This window comes from Cupriavidus necator N-1, from assembly GCF_000219215.1.
Classification (GTDB): domain Bacteria; phylum Pseudomonadota; class Gammaproteobacteria; order Burkholderiales; family Burkholderiaceae; genus Cupriavidus; species Cupriavidus necator.
Window position 1 is genome coordinate 3627811 of the sequence record NC_015726.1, and the last position, 21253, is coordinate 3649063.

Annotated in this window: 16 protein-coding genes; 13 read left to right on the forward strand and 3 right to left on the reverse strand. The window is 68.5% G+C overall.

Going from position 1 to position 21253, the window contains the following annotated elements:
• The first annotated feature begins 27 nt into the window (after positions 1-27).
• Genes gspD through gspF form a run of 3 tightly spaced genes read left to right on the forward strand, consistent with a single transcriptional unit; the run spans position 28 to position 5255 of the window.
• A complete protein-coding gene (gene gspD, locus CNE_RS17055) occupies positions 28-2460 on the forward strand; it encodes a type II secretion system secretin GspD (RefSeq protein ID WP_041228223.1) in 2433 nt (810 codons plus the stop codon).
• 8 nt (positions 2461-2468) lie between these two features.
• On the forward strand, positions 2469-4022 hold the full coding sequence (gene gspE / locus CNE_RS17060; protein ID WP_238553009.1) for a type II secretion system ATPase GspE: 1554 nt from the start codon (positions 2469-2471) through the stop codon (positions 4020-4022).
• Positions 4023-4037: 15 nt separating this feature from the next.
• Entirely contained in the window at positions 4038-5255 is a 1218-nt protein-coding gene (gspF, locus tag CNE_RS17065; protein WP_013958294.1) for a type II secretion system inner membrane protein GspF, read from the forward strand.
• 83 nt (positions 5256-5338) lie between these two features.
• Here the strand turns inward: gspF and CNE_RS17070 are convergent, their stop codons facing one another.
• The gene (locus tag CNE_RS17070; RefSeq protein WP_013958295.1) at positions 5339-6667 is read right to left on the reverse strand and encodes an NYN domain-containing protein; all 1329 of its coding nucleotides are present in this window, start codon (positions 6665-6667) and stop codon (positions 5339-5341) included.
• A 348-nt stretch (positions 6668-7015) separates the two neighbouring features.
• Here CNE_RS17070 and CNE_RS17075 point away from each other — a divergent pair, with 348 nt between their 5' ends.
• Entirely contained in the window at positions 7016-10609 is a 3594-nt protein-coding gene (locus CNE_RS17075) for an indolepyruvate ferredoxin oxidoreductase family protein (protein WP_013958297.1), read from the forward strand.
• A gap of 56 nt (positions 10610-10665) precedes the next feature.
• Here the strand turns inward: CNE_RS17075 and CNE_RS17080 are convergent, their stop codons facing one another.
• A complete protein-coding gene (locus CNE_RS17080; RefSeq protein WP_013958299.1) occupies positions 10666-11277 on the reverse strand; it encodes an HD domain-containing protein in 612 nt (203 codons plus the stop codon).
• A gap of 138 nt (positions 11278-11415) precedes the next feature.
• Between CNE_RS17080 and CNE_RS17085 the strand changes: the two genes are divergently transcribed.
• From CNE_RS17085 to CNE_RS17105, 5 genes are all read left to right on the forward strand, one after another.
• On the forward strand, positions 11416-11835 hold the full coding sequence (locus tag CNE_RS17085; RefSeq protein ID WP_041228224.1) for a GNAT family acetyltransferase: 420 nt from the start codon (positions 11416-11418) through the stop codon (positions 11833-11835).
• Between the two features lie 32 nt (positions 11836-11867).
• Positions 11868-12218 (forward strand): GFA family protein, encoded by a 351-nt coding sequence (locus CNE_RS17090; protein ID WP_013958300.1) that lies wholly within the window; start codon positions 11868-11870, stop codon positions 12216-12218.
• Positions 12219-12225: 7 nt separating this feature from the next.
• The gene (locus CNE_RS17095; RefSeq protein ID WP_013958301.1) at positions 12226-12645 is read left to right on the forward strand and encodes a VOC family protein; all 420 of its coding nucleotides are present in this window, start codon (positions 12226-12228) and stop codon (positions 12643-12645) included.
• A gap of 81 nt (positions 12646-12726) precedes the next feature.
• Positions 12727-14043 (forward strand): MFS transporter, encoded by a 1317-nt coding sequence (locus CNE_RS17100; protein WP_013958302.1) that lies wholly within the window; start codon positions 12727-12729, stop codon positions 14041-14043.
• 93 nt (positions 14044-14136) lie between these two features.
• Positions 14137-15360, forward strand: a complete 1224-nt coding sequence (locus CNE_RS17105; protein ID WP_041228227.1) for an MFS transporter — start codon at positions 14137-14139, stop codon at positions 15358-15360.
• A gap of 4 nt (positions 15361-15364) precedes the next feature.
• On the opposite strand, the gene CNE_RS17110 is transcribed toward CNE_RS17105, so the two are convergent.
• A complete protein-coding gene (locus CNE_RS17110; RefSeq protein WP_013958304.1) occupies positions 15365-16249 on the reverse strand; it encodes a DODA-type extradiol aromatic ring-opening family dioxygenase in 885 nt (294 codons plus the stop codon).
• 232 nt (positions 16250-16481) lie between these two features.
• On the opposite strand from CNE_RS17110, the gene CNE_RS17115 reads away from it, so the two are divergent.
• The 4 genes from CNE_RS17115 (at position 16482) to ltrA (ending at position 21252) form a co-directional block, all read left to right on the forward strand.
• The gene (locus CNE_RS17115; protein WP_013958305.1) at positions 16482-16865 is read left to right on the forward strand and encodes a hypothetical protein; all 384 of its coding nucleotides are present in this window, start codon (positions 16482-16484) and stop codon (positions 16863-16865) included.
• Between the two features lie 152 nt (positions 16866-17017).
• Positions 17018-18034, forward strand: a complete 1017-nt coding sequence (locus tag CNE_RS17120) for a hypothetical protein (RefSeq protein ID WP_238553010.1) — start codon at positions 17018-17020, stop codon at positions 18032-18034.
• 81 nt (positions 18035-18115) lie between these two features.
• Complete coding sequence (locus CNE_RS17125) at positions 18116-19426, forward strand: MFS transporter (protein ID WP_013958307.1); 1311 nt, start codon at positions 18116-18118, stop codon at positions 19424-19426.
• Positions 19427-19884: 458 nt separating this feature from the next.
• Positions 19885-21252, forward strand: a complete 1368-nt coding sequence (gene ltrA, locus CNE_RS17130) for a group II intron reverse transcriptase/maturase (RefSeq protein WP_041228481.1) — start codon at positions 19885-19887, stop codon at positions 21250-21252.
• Position 21253 lies beyond the last annotated feature (1 nt).

A 21253-nucleotide genomic window follows, 5' to 3' on the forward strand; every position in this document is an offset into this window, starting at 1 on the left:
CCAATCCAGGAGCGCCCGGAAATGACTATGAAAACCCACGCCATCCGACCTGTTTTCCACACCGCCTGCGCCCGCGCCGTGGCCCTGCTGTGCGGGCTCTCGCTGCTGGCGCCCGCGCCGTTGTGGGCCCAGCCCGGCGCGCGCACCGGCACCCCGCCCGCGCCGCCCGACATCACGCCGTCCAACCGCGACCAAGTGGTGCTGAACTTCGTCAACGCCGACCTTGATTCGGTGGTCAAGGCGGTCGGCCAGGCCACCGGCAAGAACTTCGTGATCGACCCGCGCGTGAAAGGCACGGTCAACCTGGTCACCGAGCAGCCGGTCTCGCGCGCGCAGGCGCTGCAGACGCTGGGCTCGGTGCTGCGCATGCAGGGCTATGCCATGGTCGAGAGCAACGGCTTCACCAAGGTCGTGCCCGAGGCCGACGCCAAGCTGCAGGGCTCGCCCACGGTGATCGGTGCCAGCCCCAGCCGCGGCGACCAGGTGGTGACGCAGGTGTTCCGGCTGAACTATGAATCGGCCAACAACCTGGTGCCGGTGCTGCGGCCGATGATCGCGCCCAACAACACCATCACCGCCTACCCGGCCAACAACACGCTTGTCATCACCGACTACGCCGACAACCTGCGCCGGCTGGCGCGCATCATCGCCGCGGTCGATGCGCCGGCCTCGGGCGAGGTCGAGCTGGTGCCGCTCAAGCACGCCCTGGCCAGCGATACCGCGGCGGTGCTGCAGAAGCTGCTCGACCCCGGCGCCGCGGGCGCCACCGGCGGCGGCGCACCGGGCGTCGACGCCAGCCTGCGCACCTCGGTGGTGGCGGAGCCGCGCAGCAATTCGCTAATGATCCGCGCCACCAGCCGCGCGCGGCTGCAGCAGGCGCGCCAGCTGATCGAGAAGCTCGACCAGCCCTATGCGCGCCCCGGCAATATCTGGGTGGTGCCGCTGAAGAACGCCGATGCGGTCAAGCTGGCGGCCACGCTGCGCGCCATTGTCGCCGCCGACAGCAGCTTTGCCAGCGCCACCCAGCCCGGCGGGCAGGCCGGCGGCATCGGCGGCGCGGGGGGCATGACCAATGTCTCGACGCCGGCCGGCGGGCAGTTCACCGGCGGCGCTACCGGCACCCAGGCCAGCATGCGGACCGGCGCGGCGGGAGGCTCGGGCGGCGCCTATGGCAACTCGGCCTTCGCCGCATCGTTCGGCACCAGTACCCAGCCGGCCACCGGCGGCATCATCCAGGCCGACCAGTCCACCAACTCGCTCATCATCACCGCCAGCGAACCGGTCTACCGCAACCTGCGCGGCGTGATCGACGACCTCGACGCGCGCCGCGCGCAGGTCTACATCGAGTCGATGATCGTCGAGGTGACCTCCACCCAGGCGAGCGAGCTGGGCATCCAGTGGCAGGGCCTGATCAGCTCGTCGAGCGGCAACAACAACGTCTTTGCCGGCACCAACTTCGGCACCGGCGGACAGAACATCCTGAACCTGACCCTGGCCGGGGCGCTGGCCGACACCAACCGCACCGCCGCCATCGGCGTGGCGCAAGGGTTCGTGAAGGACATCGGCGGCCTGAACCTGGGCATCGTCAACAAGGCGATGGGGCTGGGCGCGCTGCTGCGCGCGCTGGGCACCAACGGCAGCGTCAACCTGCTGTCCACGCCGAACCTGATCACGCTGGAGAACGAGGAAGCCAAGATCCTGATCGGCCAGAACATCCCGATCACCACCGGCTCCTATGCCCAGACCGGCGGCGCGGCCTCGGTCACGCCGTTCCAGACCTTCGACCGCAAGGACGTGGGCATCACGCTGCGCGTGAAGCCGCAGATCACCGACGGCGGGCTGGTGAAGATGCAGATCTTCCAGGAATCGTCGTCGGTGGTGCAGTCCACCGCCAACCTGATCCAGGGCCCGACCACCAACGTGCGCTCGATCGAGACCAATGTGCTGGTCGACGACGGCCAGATCATCGTGCTGGGCGGCCTGATCGAGGACTCATACGGCGACGGCGTGCAAAAGGTGCCGCTGCTGGGCGACATCCCATGGATCGGCGGCCTGTTCCGCTCCGAGAACAAGAACCGTTCCAAGACCAACCTGCTGGTGTTCCTGCGCCCCTATGTGATGCGCACGGCCGGCGCCGCCGACCGCCTGACGCAGGACCGCTACGACTATATGCGCGCGCAGCAGCAGGGCTTTGTTTCGCCTAACATCATGGTGCGTGATACCAACACGCCGTTGCTGCCGCCGGCCGACGCACCGGCCACGCCGTTCGTCGATCCGCGCGCAAACGGCCCGCTTGCCGCCCCGCTGCCCCTGCAGCAGTCCCTTCCGCAGAATGCCCCGCAGCCCGGCGTGCCGGGCCAGCCACAGCCCGTGCAGCCGGCACCGCAGCAGCTGCCGCAACCACCGGCGAATGCACCCCAGCCGCTGAGCCTGCGCGGCGAGTCTGCGTTCCAGAACTAGGCCCCGACATGGCTAGCGAAGTCCAAACTGCCCTGCCCGCCGGCGCCAGCGCGCCGGCCGAGACCCTGGAGCCGCCGTCGCCGATGGCCGCGCGGCTGGTCTCGTACGGCTTTGCGCGCGAGGCGCCGCTGCTGGTCGCGCACCAGCGCCCTGACGGACTGGAAGTCTGGGTGACCCGCGCCACGTCCCCGACCGCGCTGGCCGAGGTCGCGCGCGTGCACGGCGCGCTGCGCCTGCGCGTGCTTGAGCCCGAGGCACTGGAACTCGCCATGGCCGATGCCTACAACCGCCAGGACGCCGGCAGCGCCGCGCAGGTGGTCGGCGAGGTCGAAGGCGAGGTCGACCTGTCGCGCCTGATGCAGGACATCCCGGCGGTGGAGGACCTGCTTGAATCCGAGGACGACGCGCCGATCATCCGCATGATCAATGCGCTGCTGACGCAGGCCGCGCGCGAAGGCGCCTCGGATATCCATATCGAGCCGTTCGAGTCGTCGTCGGTGGTGCGCTTCCGTGTGGACGGTACGCTGCGCGACGTGGTGCGGCCCAAGAAGGCGCTGCACGGCGCGCTGATCTCGCGTATCAAGATCATGGCGCAGCTCGACATCGCCGAGAAACGCCTGCCGCAGGACGGCCGCATCACGCTGCGCGTGGGCGGGCGCCCGGTCGACGTGCGGGTCTCGACCCTGCCCACCGGCCATGGCGAGCGCGCGGTGCTGCGCCTGCTGGACAAGGAAGCGGGCCGGCTCGACCTGGCCAAGCTGGGCATGGCGCCCGGCACGCTGCGCGGCTTCGACCACCTGATCCGCCAGCCGCACGGCATCGTGCTGGTGACCGGGCCGACCGGCTCGGGCAAGACCACCACGCTGTATGCGGCGCTGTCGCGGCTGGATGCGCGCACCACCAACATCATGACGGTGGAAGACCCGATCGAGTACGACCTGGACGGCATCGGCCAGACCCAGGTCAACGCGCGCATCGACATGACCTTCGGCAAGGCCCTGCGCGCGATCCTGCGCCAGGACCCGGACGTGGTCATGATCGGCGAAATCCGCGACCTGGAAACCGCGCAGATCGCGGTGCAGGCCTCGCTGACCGGCCACCTGGTGCTGGCCACGCTGCACACCAACGACTCGGCCTCGGCGGTGACGCGGCTGGTCGACATGGGGATCGAGCCGTTCCTGCTGTCGTCATCGCTGCTGGGGGTGCTGGCACAGCGGCTGGTACGCCGCCTGTGCCAGCACTGCAAGAGCGAGGAAGTGATCGAGGTCACTGCCGCCGAGGCCGAGGTGCTGCACGCGCAGGGCAAGCCGCTGCAGACCGTGTGGCACCCGGTGGGCTGCGACAAGTGCGGCCAGTCCGGGTACCAGGGGCGCATGGGCGTGTATGAGCTGCTGACCGTCGGTGACGAGATCCGCACCATGATCCACCGGCAGGCGCCGGAGTCCGAGATCAAGCAGGTGGCACTGGCGCACGGCATGCACACCATGCGCGGCGACGCGCAGCGCTGGGTCGACAGCGGCGCGACCTCGCTTGAGGAAGTGCTGCGCGTGACGCGCGACTAAAGCGGAGCCGCCCGAATGCCAGCCTTCCGCTACGAAGCCGCCGACGCCGCCGGCAAGACCGACCGCGGCGTGATCGAGGCCGACAGCCCGCGCCAGGCGCGTTCGCAGCTGCGCGCGCGCGGGCTGACACCGCTGACCGTCGACCCGCTGGCTGGTGCCGGCCTGGCGCCGCGCAGCGGCAGCCAGCTGTTTGCGCGCAGGCTGTCGACGCAGGAGCAGGCGCTGTTCACGCGCCAGCTGGCCAGCCTGATCGTGGCCGGGCTGCCACTGGACGAGGCCCTGGGCGCACTGGCCGACCAGGCCGAGCGCGCCTATGTGCACGAGCTGCTGGCCGGCATCCGCGCCGAGGTGATGGGCGGCAGCTCGCTGTCGGTGGCGCTGGCGCAGCACCCGCGCGACTTCCCCGACATCTACCGCGCGCTGGTCTCGGCCGGCGAGCACTCCGGCCACCTGGGACTGGTGCTGGAGCGGCTGGCCGGCTATATCGAGTCGCGCAACACCCTGACCTCCAAGATCCGGCTGGCCTTCACCTACCCCGCCATCGTCACGGTGGTGGCGTTCGCCATCGTGATCTTCCTGCTGTCGTACGTGGTGCCGCAGGTGGTGAGCGTGTTCGCCAACACCAAGCAGAAGCTGCCGACGCTGACCATCGTCATGCTGGCGCTGTCGGACTTCGTGCGCAACTGGTGGTGGGCGGCGCTGGCGGTGATCGCGGTGGCGGCGTTCAGCATCCGCCGCCTGCTGCGCCAGCCCGCGGTGCGGCTGGAATGGCACCGCTGGCTGCTGACCGCGCCGCTGCTGGGCAAGCTGATCCGTGGCTACAACACCGCGCGCTTTGCCGGCACGCTGGCCATCCTGGTGTCGGCCGGGGTGCCGATCCTGCGCAGCCTGCAGGCCGCGGGCGAGACGCTGACCAACGAGGCGCTGCGCGCCAACGTGGAAGACGCCAACACCCGCGTGCGCGAAGGCGCCTCGCTGGCGCGCGCGCTGGCGGCGCAGAACCAGTTCCCGCCGGTGCTGGTGCACCTGATCCGCTCCGGCGAAGCCACTGGCAACCTGCCGGTGATGCTGGACCGCGCGGCCCAGGGCGAGGCGCAGGAACTGGAACGCCGCACGCTGTTCCTGACCAGCCTGCTGGAACCGCTGCTGATCCTGACCATGGGCGTGGTGGTGCTGCTGATCGTGCTGGCGGTGCTGATGCCGATCATCGAAATCAACCAGCTGGTGCGGTAAGGACCTCTGCAAAAGAAAACGCCGGCGCGATGCCGGCGTTTTCTTTTTGGCGGGTGGGGCCGGCCTGACGCCGGCCGGCCACATTACTCCGCTTTCTTGGCCGGGCGCTTGCGCGTCTTCCTGGCCGGTGAGCGGGCGGGCGCCGCCTCGGCAGCGGCTGCCTCGGGCTGGGGCTGGGCCTCTGGCTGCGCTTCAACCTGCGCCGACAGCACCGTCGTGCCCGGTGCGGCAAAGATCGACTGGTCGATCGGCCACGGGGTTTCGCTCAGCGTCACGTCAGGGCGGCGCGTGGCGCGTTTGCGTGCGGGGCGGGCCTTGGACTCAGCCTGCGGCGCTGCCTCCGCCACCGGCTCGGCCACGGGCTCCGGTTCGGCCCCTTCGGCGGCGATGACAGACTGCCCGATCGCGGGTTCGCGCACTGGCGCCGGCTCAGGCGCCGCCTCTGGCTGGGCCACGACGGGTGCAGGCGGATCCGCGGGCACGGGCGCCGGTGCCGGCTGGCGGCGCGCTTCAGGCTGTGCCTGGGCCTGCTGGGCCTGGCGCTGCTGCTGCGACTGCTGCGACTGCTGCGACTGCTGCGACTGCTGCGGTTGGGATTGCTGCGGCTGCGGCTGGCCACGCCCGTCGCTCTCCCCGCCACCCTTGGAACGCTTCTTGAGCCGGATCCAGATGGTCTTGTTGTTGCCGCCGTTGCGGGTCTCGACCTCGAACAGGCCGGTGGCCTGCACCAGCTCGGAAAGCTTGCCGTAGCCGTAGTTGCGCGAGTCGAATTCCGGCGCCTGCTTGGCGATATGGTTGCCCATGCTGCCCAGCGTCAGCCAGCCGTCTTCATCCGACACGGCCTGCGCCGCGTTCTGCAGCAGGCGCACCAGGCGCGAGTCCTGGCGCAGTTCGCCGGTGCTGCGCTTGCGCGTGGGCGCGGCAGCCCCGTCGACGCCTTCGGTCCCTTCCGTATCCGCGTCGGCGCGCAGCACGTCGGAGTAGATGAACTTGTCGCAGGCGGTGACAAAGGGCTTGGGGGTCTTGCGCTCGCCGAAGCCATAGACGGTCAGCCCCTGCTCGCGGATGCGCGAGGCCAGGCGGGTGAAGTCGCTGTCGCTGGAGACGATGCAGAAGCCGTCGAAGCGCCCGGTGTAGAGCAAGTCCATGGCGTCGATGATCATGGCGCTGTCGGTGGCGTTCTTGCCCACGGTGTAGCGGAACTGCTGGATCGGCTGGATCGAGTGCGACAGCAGCCGCTCCTTCCAGCCGGCCAGGTTGGGCCGGGTCCAGTCGCCGTAGATGCGCTTGACGGCGGCCACGCCGTACTTGGCGACTTCGGCCAGCAGGCCTTCGACGATGGCGGGCGCCGCGTTGTCGGCGTCGATCAGCACGGCCAGGGTCGCGGTGCCCTGGCGGGGGGAATTGGTCATGTTCAGGTAGTCACTGGTTTGCCCGTCTCATGCGTACATCAGGACGGGCAATCGGAAATCAGGTTGCACCAGGCTGGCTGTGCAGGTGTGGCGCATCGCGGACAGCCTGGCAGCGGCACGGGCCGTCTCGATGCAACGCAGTGTACACGCGAACCCCTGTCCATACGGGAAATCACGGGCGCGACGGGCACGCTTTGTGCTGCATTGCAAGGTACCGCCAATTATGTGGCGGTGCTACCATGCCGCGCAGAGACACGACCGCCCTACACCTTCACAAGAGGCTACGAGGCGGTCGCCCACAACTGTAGGTGTCGGTGATCCCGACAGCACGCCCATAGAGGAGCACCTATGAATGCCCCCCTGACCCCTCCGGTCAGCGACGCCATCCGCCGCGCGCTCGAAAACGTTTCCCTCGAAGATAAATACACGCTGGAGCGTGGCCGCATCTATATCAGCGGCACGCAGGCGCTGGTACGCCTGCCAATGCTGCAGCAGGAGCGCGACCGTGCCGCCGGCCTGAACACCGCCGGCTTTATCTCCGGCTACCGGGGCTCGCCGCTGGGCGCGCTGGACCTGTCGCTGTGGAAGGCCAAGAAGCACCTCGCCGCGCACAACATCGTGTTCCAGGCCGGCCTCAACGAGGACCTGGCCGCTACCTCGGTGTGGGGGTCGCAGCAGGTCAACATGTACCCGGATGCCAGGTTCGATGGCGTGTTCGGCATGTGGTACGGCAAGGGGCCGGGCGTGGACCGCACCGGTGACGTGTTCAAGCATGCCAACTCTGCGGGATCGTCGAAGCATGGCGGCGTGCTGGTGCTGGCCGGTGACGACCATTCGGCCAAGTCCTCGACGCTGGCGCACCAGTCCGAGCACATCTTCAAGGCCTGCGGCCTGCCGGTGCTCTATCCGTCGAACGTGCAGGAGTACCTGGACTACGGCCTGCACGGCTGGGCCATGAGCCGTTACTCCGGCCTATGGGTGGCGATGAAGTGCGTGACCGACGTGGTGGAATCGTCGGCCTCGGTGGAACTGGACCCGCACCGCGTGCAGATCGTGCTGCCGGACGACTTCATCATGCCGCCGGGCGGCCTGAATATCCGCTGGCCGGATCCGCCGCTGGAACAGGAAGCGCGACTGCTCGACTACAAGTGGTACGCGAGCCTGGCCTATGTGCGTGCCAACAAGATCGACCGCATCGAGATCGATTCGCCGCACGCGCGCTTCGGCATCATGACCGGCGGCAAGGCCTACCTGGACACGCGCCAGGCGCTGGCCGACCTGGGCCTGGACGATGCCACCTGCTCGCAGATCGGCATCCGCCTGTACAAGGTCGGCTGCGTGTGGCCGCTGGAGGCGCACGGCGCCCGCGCATTTGCTGAAGGCCTGCAGGAAATCCTGGTGGTCGAAGAGAAGCGCCAGATCATGGAGTACGCGCTCAAGGAAGAGCTGTACAACTGGCGCGATGACGTGCGCCCCAAGGTCTACGGCAAGTTCGACGAGAAGGACAACGCGGGCGGCGAATGGTCGATCCCGCAGAGCAACTGGCTGCTGCCGGCGCACTATGAGCTGTCGCCGGCGATCATTGCCAAGGCCATCGCCACGCGCCTGGACAAGTTCGAGCTGCCGATGGACGTGCGCGCGCGCATCACCGCGCGCCTGGCCATCATCGAGGCCAAGGAAAAGGCGCTGGCCACGCCGCGCGTGACGGCGGAGCGCAAGCCCTGGTTCTGCTCGGGCTGCCCGCACAACACCTCGACCAATGTGCCCGAGGGCTCGCGCGCGCTGGCCGGCATCGGCTGCCACTACATGACGGTGTGGATGGACCGCAATACCAGCACCTTCAGCCAGATGGGCGGCGAAGGCGTGGCGTGGATCGGCCAGGCGCCGTTCGCGGGCGACCAGCACGTGTTCGCCAACCTGGGCGACGGCACCTACTTCCACTCCGGTCTATTGGCGATCCGCGCGTCGATCGCGGCCAACGTCAACATCACCTACAAGATCCTGTACAACGATGCGGTGGCGATGACCGGCGGCCAGCCGGTGGACGGCCAGCTGTCGGTGCGGGACATCGCCTGGCAGGTGCACAGCGAAGGCGCGAAAAAGATCGTCATCGTCAGCGACCAGCCGGAGAAGTACAACGGCGCGATCAAGCTGCCCGAAGGCGTCACGATCTATCACCGCGACCAGCTCGACAGCGTGCAGCGCGAGCTGCGCGAGGTGCCGGGCTGCACCATCCTGATCTACGACCAGACCTGCGCCACCGAGAAGCGCCGCCGCCGCAAGCGCGGCACGATGGAGGATCCGCAACGCCGCGCCTTTATCAACGACGCGGTGTGCGAAGGCTGCGGCGACTGCTCGGTCAAGTCCAACTGCCTGTCGGTGGAACCGCTGGAAACGGATTTCGGCACCAAGCGCCAGATCAACCAGTCGTCATGCAACAAGGACTTCTCGTGCCTGAATGGCTTCTGCCCGAGCTTTGTCACGGCCGAAGGCGCGCAGGTGCGCAAGCCCGAGCAGCACGGCGTGTCGATGGACACCCTGCCCGCGCTGCCTGACCCGGAACTGCCGCCGATCCGCCGTGCCTACGGCATCCTGGTGACCGGCGTGGGCGGTACCGGCGTGGTGACCATCGGCGGCCTGCTCGGCATGGCCGCGCACCTGGAGAACAAGGGCGTCACGGTGCTCGATATGGCGGGCCTGGCGCAGAAAGGCGGCGCGGTGCTGTCGCACGTGCAGCTGGCCGCGCGCCCGGACGACCTGCATGCCACCCGGATCGCCATGGGCGAGGCGGACCTGGTGATCGGCTGCGATGCGATCGTGTCGGCCACCGACGAAGTCATCTCCAAGACCCAGGCCGGCCGCACCCGCGCCGTGGTCAACACGGCGCAGACGCCGACCGCCGACTTCATCAAGAACCCGAAGTGGCAGTTCCCGGGTCTGTCGGCCGAGCAGGACGTGCGCACCGCCGTGGGCGAGAAGTGCGAGTTCATCAACGCCTCGGGTCTCGCCGTGGCGCTGCTGGGCGACGCGATCTACACCAACCCGCTGGTGCTGGGCTACGCCTGGCAGAAGGGCTGGATCCCGCTGACGCTGCAGGCACTGGAGCGCGCCATCGAACTCAACGGCGTCGCCGTCGAGAAGAACAAGGCCGCGTTCGACTGGGGCCGCCATATGGCGCACGACCCCGAGCACGTGCTGTCGCTGACCGGCAAGCTGAAGAGCACCGCGGAAGGCGCGGAAGTGGTCAAGATGCCGACTTCCAGCGGCGCGATGCTGGAGAAGCTGATCGCCCGGCGCATGGAACACCTGACGGCCTACCAGGATGCCGCCTACGCGCGCACCTACCGCGAAGCCATCGACCGCGTGCGCGTGGCAGAGAGCACGCTGGCTGGCAGCGGCAAGGCCCTGCCGCTGACCGAGGCCGCGGCGCGCAACCTGGCCAAGCTGATGGCGTACAAGGACGAGTACGAGGTGGCGCGGCTCTACACCGACCCTGCCTTCCTCGACAAGCTGCGTGCGCAGTTCGAAGGCGAACCGGGCAAGGACTACCAGCTCAACTTCTGGCTGGCACCGCCGACGACGTCAAAGCGCGACGACAAGGGCCACCTGGTCAAGCGCAAGTTCGGTCCGTCGACGATGAAGCTGTTCCGCGTGCTGGCCAAGCTGAAGGGCCTGCGCGGCGGTGCCTTCGACATCTTCGGCAAGACCGAGGAGCGCCGCACCGAGCGCGCGCTGATCGGCGAGTACCGGGCCTTGCTGGATGAACTGGTGGCGGGCCTCAATGCCGCCAACTACGACACCGCGGTGACGCTGGCCAACCTGCCGGACGATATTCGTGGCTTCGGGCATGTGAAGGAAAACAACCTGAAGGCGGTACGCGGACGCTGGGCCAAGCTGCTGGAGCAGTTCCGCCATCCGGAGACGGCGCAGCGCGCGGCCTGACTGGCCACGGCATGACACAACGGCCTCGCTTCGCATGAAGCGAGGCCGTTGTGCTTTCAGGGCTGTGCCAGCGTCGCTTCTCCCGGCTTCACATACATCGAGTTGCGCGGTTGCGCCAGCACGCGCCGCACCATCGGCTCGAAGAACGACAGCGGCAGCGTGTCGTAGTCCGTCATGAAGGCGGCACCGTCGTACTTGCGGCAGAACTCCGCGGTGCGCTCGAACAGTTCGGGCTGGCTGCGGTACTGCTCGCGCAGGTTGCGGTCCAGGCCGAGGTGATGGAAGAAGTAGTAGCCCTGGAACACGCCGTGCTTTTCCACCATCCACAGGTTCTCGGGGCTGACGAATGGCTTGAGGATGGCGGCGGCGATATCGGGATGGTTGAAGCTGCCGAGCGTATCGCCGATATCGTGCAGCAGCGCGCAGACCACGTATTCCTCGTCCTGGCCGTCGCGGTGCGCCAGCGTCGCGGTCTGCAGCGAATGCGTGAGCCGGTCCACGGGGAAGCCGCCGTAATCGCCATCCAGCAGGCGCAGGTGCGCCAGCACACGCTCCGGCAGCGCCCGCGCGAATGGCATGAACTCGGCGGAGATGGCGGCCCAGTCTTCGCGGGTGCCGTGTTCCATATGGCTGAAGGTGGCGCGTGCAGGCGCGTGGATGTCGCTCATGCGGGTCTCCTGTTGTGGGAGCGTGCGCGATGGCCGCGCATCGTCTCGTCATGTTTTGCAGGCATTGTGGCACCCGCAGCGGCGCTAAACTGTCAAAAAGCCAACAATGTGCCGGCATATTGCGGCGCACCACCAAGCATGCTGATCCGTCCTTTCCGACCGGAAGACCAATCCTGCGTCATTGCCTTGTGGCAGGCCTGCGGCCTGACCCGTCCGTGGAACGACCCGCAGCGCGATATCGCGCGCAAGCTGACCGAGCAACCTGAACTGTTCCTGGTCGGTGACATCGACGGCCATCCCGTCGCCACTGCCATGGTGGGGTTCGACGGGCATCGCGGCTGGGTCTACTATCTGGCGGTACAGCCCGGCCTGCAGGGCAAGGGGTACGGGCGCATGCTGATGGCGCATGCCGAACAGCTGCTGATCGAGCGGGGCTGTCCCAAGATCAACTTGCTGGTACGCGCAGGCAACCGCGCCGTGATCGATTTCTACGACAAGCTGGGCTATGCGCCCGACGAGGCGGTCAGCCTGGGCAAACGACTGATTCCCGATATTTAGCGGGCACGCCGGACCGACAACAAGGAGACGACATGACTTTCCACGGAAGCTGCCACTGCGGCGCCATTGCCTTCGAAGTGGAGGCCGACAGCATCCCCAGCGTGATCCGCTGCAACTGCTCGATCTGCCGCCGGCGCGGCCACCTGCTGTGGTTCGTGCCGCGCGCGACGTTCAAGCTGGAAACGCCGGAGAGCAATGCCTCCACCTACCGCTTCAACACCATGAAGATCGCGCACCGCTTCTGCCCCGTGTGCGGCTGCGGCCCGTATGCGGACGGGCAGGACAAGGACGGCAAGCCGATGGCCGCGGTCAATGTGCGCTGCCTGGACAATGTCGACCTGGACAGCCTGAAGGTCATCGACTACGACGGGCTGCACCACTGAGGCCGCCATGTTCCGCATCCTGGGCATCGACCACCTGGTACTGCGCAGCCCCGACGTGGACGCGCTGCGGCGCTTCTATGTCGAGGTGCTGGGCTGCAGCGTGGAGCGCGAGCAAACCGAACTGGGCCTGACGCAGCTGCGCGCGGGCAGCGGGCTGATCGACCTGGTCGCGCTCGACGGCCCGCTCGGCCGCGCCGGTGGCGCGGGACCGGGTGCGCAGGGCCGCAACCTGGACCATTTCTGCCTGCGCATCGACCCGTTCGATGCCGACGCGGTGCGGGCGCAACTGGCACGGCATGGCGTGCAGGCCGGCGAGGTGGCGCAGCGCTTCGGCGCCGAAGGCAAGGGACCGTCGCTCTATGTGAGCGATCCGGACGGCAACGTGGTCGAGCTCAAGGGACCGCCCGCGCCGGTGACCGCACAGTAACGCGCGCGCCCCACGGCACCCCGCGCGCAGGGTGCGCGCGGGATCGCTACAATTTCCGACTGGCCCCACGCGCCGCCACCCATGGCGACCACCCCCGCCGGGCCCGCCATGACAACATTGGAAGCCAGCTCCGACGCGGACGCCGCCAGCACAGACCCAGACGCCAGCCCGGCACGCACCGGACCCGCGCACCCCGCCACGCCGCCGCGCCGGCTGGTCTGGATCCTCGGCCTGACCGAGACCATCTCCTGGGGCACGCTGTTCTTCGCCTTCACTGTTTTCATCGACCCCATGATCCGCAGCCTGGGCTGGTCCAAGCCCTTCCTGGCGGGCGGCTATTCGCTGGGGCTGCTGGTATGGGCGCTGTGCTCGTTCGCGGTGGGGCGGCTGCTGGACCGCGCACCGGCGCGCAAGGTGATGGGCGCGGGCTCGGTGCTGGCCGGGCTGGGCCTGCTGCTGTGGGCATGGACGCCATCGCAGCCGGTGTTCCTGCTGATGTGGGTGCCGATCGGGCTGGCCATGGCGACCACGCTGTACGAGCCCGCCTTCGTGGTGCTGCGCCAGGCCTATGGCGACCAGTACCAGAAGCCGATCGTGGTGGTCACGCTGATGGCCGGCTTTGCCAGCACGATCTTCGTGCCGCTGGCGCAATGGCTGGTGATCCATCTGGGCTGGCGCCCGACGCTGATCGGCTTTGCCGCACTCAACCTGCTGGTCTGCGCGCCGCTGCACGCGCGCATGCGCTACGCGCTGCATCCCACCTACACCGGCATGACCCCCGCCGACGGCCAGGCCGGCAGCCGCGACATTGCACGCGCCACGCTGCGCCAGCCGGTGTTCTGGGCGGTGGTGCTGGCCTTTACCGCGACCGCCGTGGTGGCCTCGCTGCTGGGCGCGCACCTGATCCCGATGCTGACCGAAAAGGGCATGCCGGTGGCGCAGCAACTGGTGGTGGCCGCGCTGATCGGCCCGGCCCAGGTGGCGGGCCGCATGCTGATGATGCGCGCGGGGGTGCGCCACCCGGTGCGGCTGTCGCTGCCGGTCTATGCGCTGATGGGCGCCGGGCTGCTGTGCTTTGCGCTGGGGCACGGCGCCTGGCTGATGGTGGCCGCGGTGCTGTACGGCTGCGCCAATGGCGTCAACACCATGCTGCGCGCGATGGCTATGCCGGAACTGATCTCGCGCCATCACTACGCCACGCTCAACGGGCTGATGATGACGCCGGTGCTGCTGATGCAGGCCGCCGCGCCGTGGCTGGGCGCGCTGCTGTGGCGTGCCGCCGGCGGCTACTGGCTGATGCTGTGGGTGATGGTGGCGCTGGCGCTGGGCGCGCTGCTGGCCTTTGGCTACGCGCTGCACCGGCGCGGGCTGCTGCGCGTGGATGTCGCCAGCCGGTAGCGCTAGTGCGGCGCTGTCATGCCCGCCCCACGCCGATGCGGGACAATGACGGCTTTTGCAGGGGCACCGCTGCCCCGCCTGCCGCACCCTCCCATGCCTGATCCGCATTCCCCGACCGCCTCCGCGCCCTTGCCGGCCGTGGTGTCGCGCGCCACGCGCGGCACCATGGCGCTATTCTTCGTTAATGGCGCCACCTTTGCCACGTGGGGCGTGCATATCCCCACCATCAAGGCACGCTTCGGCCTGTCCGACGCCATGCTCTCGCTGGCGATGCTGGCCGTGGCCGGCGGCGCCATCCTGGCGATGGGCCCCGTCGGGCGCTGGGTGGCACGTGCGGGCAGCGCACGGGCGTCGATGACGGGCGGGCTGCTGTTCGCGCTGGCCACGGTGGCGATCCTGGCGATGCCGTCGTTCTGGCTGCTGCTGCCCGCGCTGGCGGCGTTCGGCATGGCCAATGCGGCCTTTGATGTCGCCATGAACGCGCAGGCCGCCACGGTCGAGGCCGGCCGCACGCGGCCCGTGATGTCGGCGCTGCACGGCATGTTCAGCCTGGGCGGCATGGCGGGTGCGGGCGCGGGCGGCCTGATGCTGTCGCTGGGCGTGGCGCCGCTGGCGCATGCGGCGATGATGGCGGGCATGACCGCGACGGTGGCGCTCGGTACGCTGCCCGGGCTGCTGGCGGATCATCCGGTGCTGCCATCGGCGGCCCACCATCGCGACCATGCGGTGCGCGCGCTGTGGCTGCTGGGGCTGCTGGCCTTCCTCGGGCTGATCGGCGAGGGCGCGATGTACGACTGGACCAGCGTCTATATGCGCGACGTGGCGCAGGCGCCCGATGGCTGGATCAGCCTGGGCTACGCCGCGTTCTCGGGCGGGATGGCGTGCGGGCGCTTCGGCGGCGACCGCCTGCGCGCGCGCTTGGGCGACGGCGCCACGCTGACTGGCAGTGCCTGGCTGGGCTTTGGCGGCATCGCGCTGGCGCTGCTGGTGCCGCTTCCGCTGGCTGCGCTGGCGGGCTTTACGCTGATGGGGCTGGGCGCGGCCAATATGGTGCCGATCTTCTTCGTTGCCGCGTCGCGGCTGCCGGGCGTGGCGCCGGCCGAAGCAATTTCGCGCGTGGCGCGCTTTGCCTACCTGGGGCTGCTGCTGGGGCCGGTGCTGATCGGTGGGGTGGCGCACCTGGCCAACCTGCGCATCGGGCTGGCGCTGGTGGCGCTGACCATGGGCTGGATTGCGCTGGCGGGCGCGCGCTCGGCACGGCGCTACCTGCCGGCGCGCGCCGGCACGCCGGCGGCGCAGGCCGCGGCCGAGCGGTAAGGCATCAGGCGGCCGCGCGCAGCGGCGCGCCGGCGCCCAGGCCCTCGAACACGAAGCTGTCCATGGCGAGCACGCCATAGGTCACTTCATCGGCAACCCGCGACACGCTGGCCGGCGCCGCTCCTGCGCCCCTGGCAGCCTGCGGCCCCAACGCCGCGCCCAGCGCCACGAAGAGCGGCAGCAGGTGCTCGTCGGTCGGGTGCGCGCGGCGCGCATATGGCGCCTGGGCGCGGTAGTCGGCAATACGGCCGGTATCGCCGGTGGCCAGGGCCTCGTCCAGGGCATCCGTCATCCAGCCGCGGAAGGCTTCCACATACGGCTCGGCCTGCGGCCCATGCTGGTCGCGCCGGCCGCCGCCAAACACTTCCTGCAGGTTGTGCGTGAAGCTGCCGGACGCCAGCACCAGCACGCCCTCGTCGCGCAGCGGGGCCAGCGCGCGGCCGATCTCGATCTGCGTGGCGGGCGACAGGTAGGGGTTCAGCGCCAGCTGCACCACCGGCACGTCGGCATCCGGGAAGAAGTGGCGCATCGGCATCCAGGCGCCATGGTCCAGCGGGCGCTCGTCGTCCTGGCCGACAAACCCGGCGCCGGGGACGGCCGCCGCCTCGACCAGGGCCTTGACCCGCTCGGCCAGCGCCGGCGAGCCCGGGGCGTCGTAGCGCAGTGCATACAGCTCGCGCGGGAAGCCGCCAAAGTCGTGCCAGGCTTCCTGGCGCTCGCGGCTGGTGACAGCCAGCGTGCTGTAGATCCAGTGCGCCGAGATCACCAGCACCGCGCGCGGGCGCCGGGCGCGCAACTGCCCGCCCAGCGCATCGAAGGCGGCGCCGGTGGGGCCGGGGTCGATGGCGAGCATCGGGGAACCGTGGGAAATATAAAGCGAGGGAAGCATGGCGGGACCACCTTCAAACTGTTTGTGTACCTGCATCCAGTTTGGCAAATATCCGAGCTCGGCACGGGCGCCATTTGCGGACACATCGTGCAAAAAAGTTGAACGGCCGGACTCAGCGTGGCGTGGCGCACACAGCGCCTGGGGCACTGGCAGCGCAGCCAGGGGCGATCAGCCTATGATGCAACCGTGAGTCCGCCGGCGGTGTCATCCGGCGGGGTCCTGCAACGCCTTGATGCCACCGGCACGCCCCGCGCGCCATGTGTGGCCGGAGACTTCGGTGGTACCGCGCATCCCGCGCCGCCCCGGGCGGCACCCTCCCTTCCTGGCCCACTGGTGGCAACCGGGCGTCTACGGCAGCGTGCCCGCCGTCGCCCTGTGGATCCTGGCGCGCCTGCCGGCCGGCTTGCTGGCATCCCTGGCCGGCACGCCCTCGGCGGCAGCCTGGCTGAACCATGCCGGCGACACCGTGTTCGTGACCGGCTGGGCCGCCAGTGCCCTGCTGCTGTGGCTCACGCGCCGCCGGCCGGCGCCCGCCTGTCCGGCCATGCCGGCTACGCCGCCCTCCCCGCCTGCCTCACCCTCCAGGCCGTCAACCCGGCGCCATCCTGCCGGCTGACCGGCGCCGCCGCGCCGATGTAAGGCGGCAACAGTCCGATCTGAAAGATTTCGCGCGACGCTCCCACCCTATCCTGCGTCGCTAGAATGCGCGGGAGACCGCCGCATGCCGCACTGCAGCGCGCACCGGCACCGACTGCACAGAGATTGTCCATGTCCGCACGCCAGCGACACCGCCGGTTCCACCCCGCGCCAAGCCGCCGCTCGCGGCCTCTTTGGCGGGCGGCCCTGGCCGCCACGGGCGCGGCGGCGCTGCTGGCCGCCGGCGCGGCACATGCCCAGGGCACGCCCGGACTGCGCCTGGCCGGGGCCAATGTGCAGCGGCACGCCAACGCGGTGCTGTCGCTGATGGCGTACTCGGTGGTGCCGGACCTTACCTCCAGCTCGCTGTCGATCAACAACACCAGCACCAACGATCCCGGCATCGTCATGTCGCAGCTGGGCGGCGGCTTCACCATCAGCAAGTCGTTCCCGCTCTACCTGGAAGGCGCCATCGCCTACAGCCGCTACGATCCCACCTTCGTTGCCACCAATGGCGCCGAGTCCCGCGCCATCCCGACCCGCTGGAACACCTTTTCCGGCACCATCGGCTTGGGCTGGGACTTTCCGCTGACGGCCAACAAGGAACTGGTGTTCCGGCCCATCTTCAACGCCTCGCTGGGCAATGTCTCCAGCGACCTGTCAATCGGCAAGTTCGCGGTCGAGCAGGTCACCGACCGCCAGATCAACTTCCTCGACGGCGGCAGCCTGAACGCCTACGGGCTGGGCGGCTCGGTGATGCTGGACTGGGAGCACTACCGCGAGAACTATGAGATCGACGTGGAACTGCGCTACACCAATATCCACCTGCAGAGCTTCGGCGGCACGACCAGCTCGGTGACGGGCACGGCCACGGCGCAGACCGCCAACCTGTGGGCGCGCTGGCGGGCGCCGACCGGGATGCACGCGTTCGACCGGCCGGTGCGGTACGTGCTTGAACTATCCCATTCACACTACCTCGGCAGCCAGGCCGGCATCCTCGGCTTCAACTACCTGACCACGCTCGGCACCGGGCTGGAACTGGGCACCAGCGCACACGAGGTCTTTGTCACGCGGATCCGGGCGGTGGTGCGCTATGTGTTCGGCAACAACGTGTCGGGCGTCTCGCTGGGGCTGGCGGCCAGCTTCTGAGCGCGTTCACAGCGGATCAGGGGCGGATCGAAAATTAAGGAATCGCTTAACATTGCGGTTTCCCTGCATTTCCGACGCTTCATGACCGCGACTACCGCCCCCATCCCCGACATTTCCGCCGCCACCCGACGAAAGGCGATCATCGCCGCCACTATCGGCAACGGCCTGGAATGGTTCGACTTCACCGTCTACAGCTTCTTTGCCGTCATCATCGCCAAGCTGTTCTTCCCGACCGGCGATGACCTGACCTCGTTCCTGCTGACCGTCGCCACCTTCGGCGTGGGCTTTTTCATGCGCCCGGTCGGCGCCATCGTGCTCGGCGTCTACGCCGACCGCGTGGGCCGCAAGGCGGCACTGACGCTGACCATCCTGCTGATGGCGCTGGGTACGGCCATCATCGGCCTGGCCCCGACCTACGACCAGATCGGTCTGTGGGCACCGGCGCTGATCGTGCTGGCGCGCCTGATCCAGGGCTTCTCCGCCGGCGGCGAGGTGGGCGGCGCCACCGCCTTCCTGATCGAGCACGCGCCCGACGCGGAGCGCGGCGCCTACGCCAGCTGGCAGCAGGCCAGCCAGGGCATCTCCTTCATGCTGGGCGCGGCCATGGGCGCGCTGGTCACCAACGGCCTGTCGCCCGAGCAGATCGATGCCTGGGGCTGGCGCATCCCGTTCCTGTTCGGCCTGCTGATCGGCCCGGTCGGCATGTATATCCGCTCGCACCTGGACGAGCCACCCGAGTTCGAGGCGCGCCAGGCCGCCCGCAAGGCTGCCAAGGTCAAGTTCTCGCCGCTCACGCAGGTGCTGCGCGACCACCCGCGCGAAGTGCTGGCCGGCCTGGGCGTGACCATCCTGTGGACGGTGTGCACCTACGTGCTGGTGTTCTACATGCCGTCGTACGCCAAGCAGCAGTTGGGCCTGCCGCTGGGCGCGACCTTCAAGTCGACCGCGCTGTGCGGCGCCATCATCCTGGTGCTGTGCCCGCTGATGGGCATGCTGTCGGACCGCATGGGCCGCAAGCGCATGCTGGGCATCGTGGCGCTGCTGATCGGCGTGCTGGCCTATCCGCTGTTCCACTGGCTCAATGTGTCGCCGAGCACGCAGACGCTGCTGCAGGTGCAGATCGTGCTGGGCATCCTGCTGGCGGCCTTCACCGGCCCGGCCCCGGCGGTGCTGGCCGAGCAGTTCCCGACCGAGGTGCGCTCCACCGGGCTGTCGCTGGCCTACAACTTCGCCGTGACCATCTTCGGCGGCTTTGCGCCGCTGATCGTGACGTGGCTGATCGAGTCGACGCAGAACAAGCTGGCGCCGGCTTACTACGTGATCGCTGCTGCCGTGGTGAGTTTTATCGCGCTGGTGTTCATGCACGACCGTACGGGCAAGAAGCTGGCCTGAGCCGTCTGCGCCAGTTCCCAGCAAGAAAGCCAGCCGCGAGCTGGCTTTTTTTTTGTTGGTGCGCCCAGCATGGGCGCACTCCCGTGGGTGCAAGTCCCACCGTAAGTTGATCACAGCGAACGAAGTGAAGCGCAACTGCGTGAGGGTAACCGAGCGTGGGGAGGAAGCGTGGAGCGAAGCTGCGAGCCGAGGGACACGAACCGGATAGAAGGCGGTGCCGACCAGGACGAGCGGGCCAATAACCGCGAAGTTCTCGTGATCAAGGGGCGGCGACGTAAATCCGGCGGTTGTGCAGTGAAGGAGTGCGGTCTTACCTGGGGACGCCCCGCCTTGCGCCTGAAAGGGCGACGGCGTCGAGCCGGAGCGGGGTCTCAGCAGAGGTCATAGTAGTCGGAGGTAGCGCCGGGAAGGCTCGAGTCCGCCGACGAAGGACCGAACGAGAGGGAGTGTTTGAAGCCGTGTCGATGCAACAGGCATTGCGTCAGAAGCCCGCGCGAGCGGGGCGAGCGAGGGGAACGGACGGTGAAGCCGGCCGGGAACGCGCCTGCGACGAAGCCTGCGGCCCGCGACGCGAACCGGAGAGCACAGGGTCGGCGCTGCTGACAGCGGCGCTGACGCGAGAGAACCTGAAGCAGGCGTTCAGGCGGGTCCGACGCAACAAAGGCGCCGCTGGCGTGGATGGTCTGGATATTGATCAGACCGCTCGCTATCTGGTGTCGGCGTGGCCGGAGATTCGCCAGCAACTGCTCAAGGGGACGTACCGGCCCAGTCCGGTACGGCGGGTAACGATTCCGAAGCCGGACGGAGGCGAGCGCGAGCTTGGTATCCCGACGGTGACGGATCGATTGATCCAGCAGGCGCTGCTGCAGGTGCTGCAGCCGATTCTGGACCCTACCTTTAGCGAGCATAGCTACGGCTTCCGGCCCGGCAGGCGTGCGCATGACGCGGTGCTAGCCGCCCAGTCGTACGTGCAATCGGGTCGGCGAGTCGTGGTGGACGTGGACTTGGAAAAGTTCTTTGACCGGGTCAACCACGACATCCTGATTGACCGTCTACAGAAGCGCATCGAGGATCCCGGAGTCATCCGTCTGATCCGGGCGTATCTGAACAGCGGGCTGATGGATGGCGGGGTGGTGCTGCAACGGAACGAGGGCACGCCGCAGGGCGGTCCCCTGTCGCCGTTGCTGGCCAATGTGCTGCTCGATGAGGTGGACAAGGAGTTGGAGCGCCGAGGCCATTGCTTCGTGCGCTACGCCGACGATGCGAACGTGTACGTGCGCAGTCAGCGGGCGGGCGAGCGGGTGATGGCGCTGTTGCGGCGGTTGTACGGCAACCTGCGTCTGAAGGTCAACGAGGCAAAGAGCGCGGTGGCAAGCGCGTTCGGCCGCAAATTCCTCGGCTACAGCTTCTGGGTGGCTGCAGGGCGTGTGGTCAAGCGCAAAGTGGCAATTAAGCCGCTGCTGACGTTCAAACAACGCATCCGCGAACTGACCCGCCGCTCCGGCGGGCGAAGTCTACAGGTAGTGGTGGATCGGCTGCGGCCCTACGTTCTAGGTTGGAAGGCCTACTTCCGGTTGGCCCAAACGCCCAAGGTCTGGCGTGAGCTAGACCAATGGATCCGTCACCGGATGCGGGCCATTCAGCTCAAGCACTGGAAACGTGGCGCGACTATCTACCGGGAGCTGCGGGCCCTAGGCGCGGCGCCCGCGATTGCCCATCGGGTGGCGGCGAACAGCCGTCGCTGGTGGCGCAACAGTGACGGCGCGCTGAATCGGGTGCTGGACATCGACTACTTCGACCGGCTGGGCCTCCCCCGCCTCGCCTAAC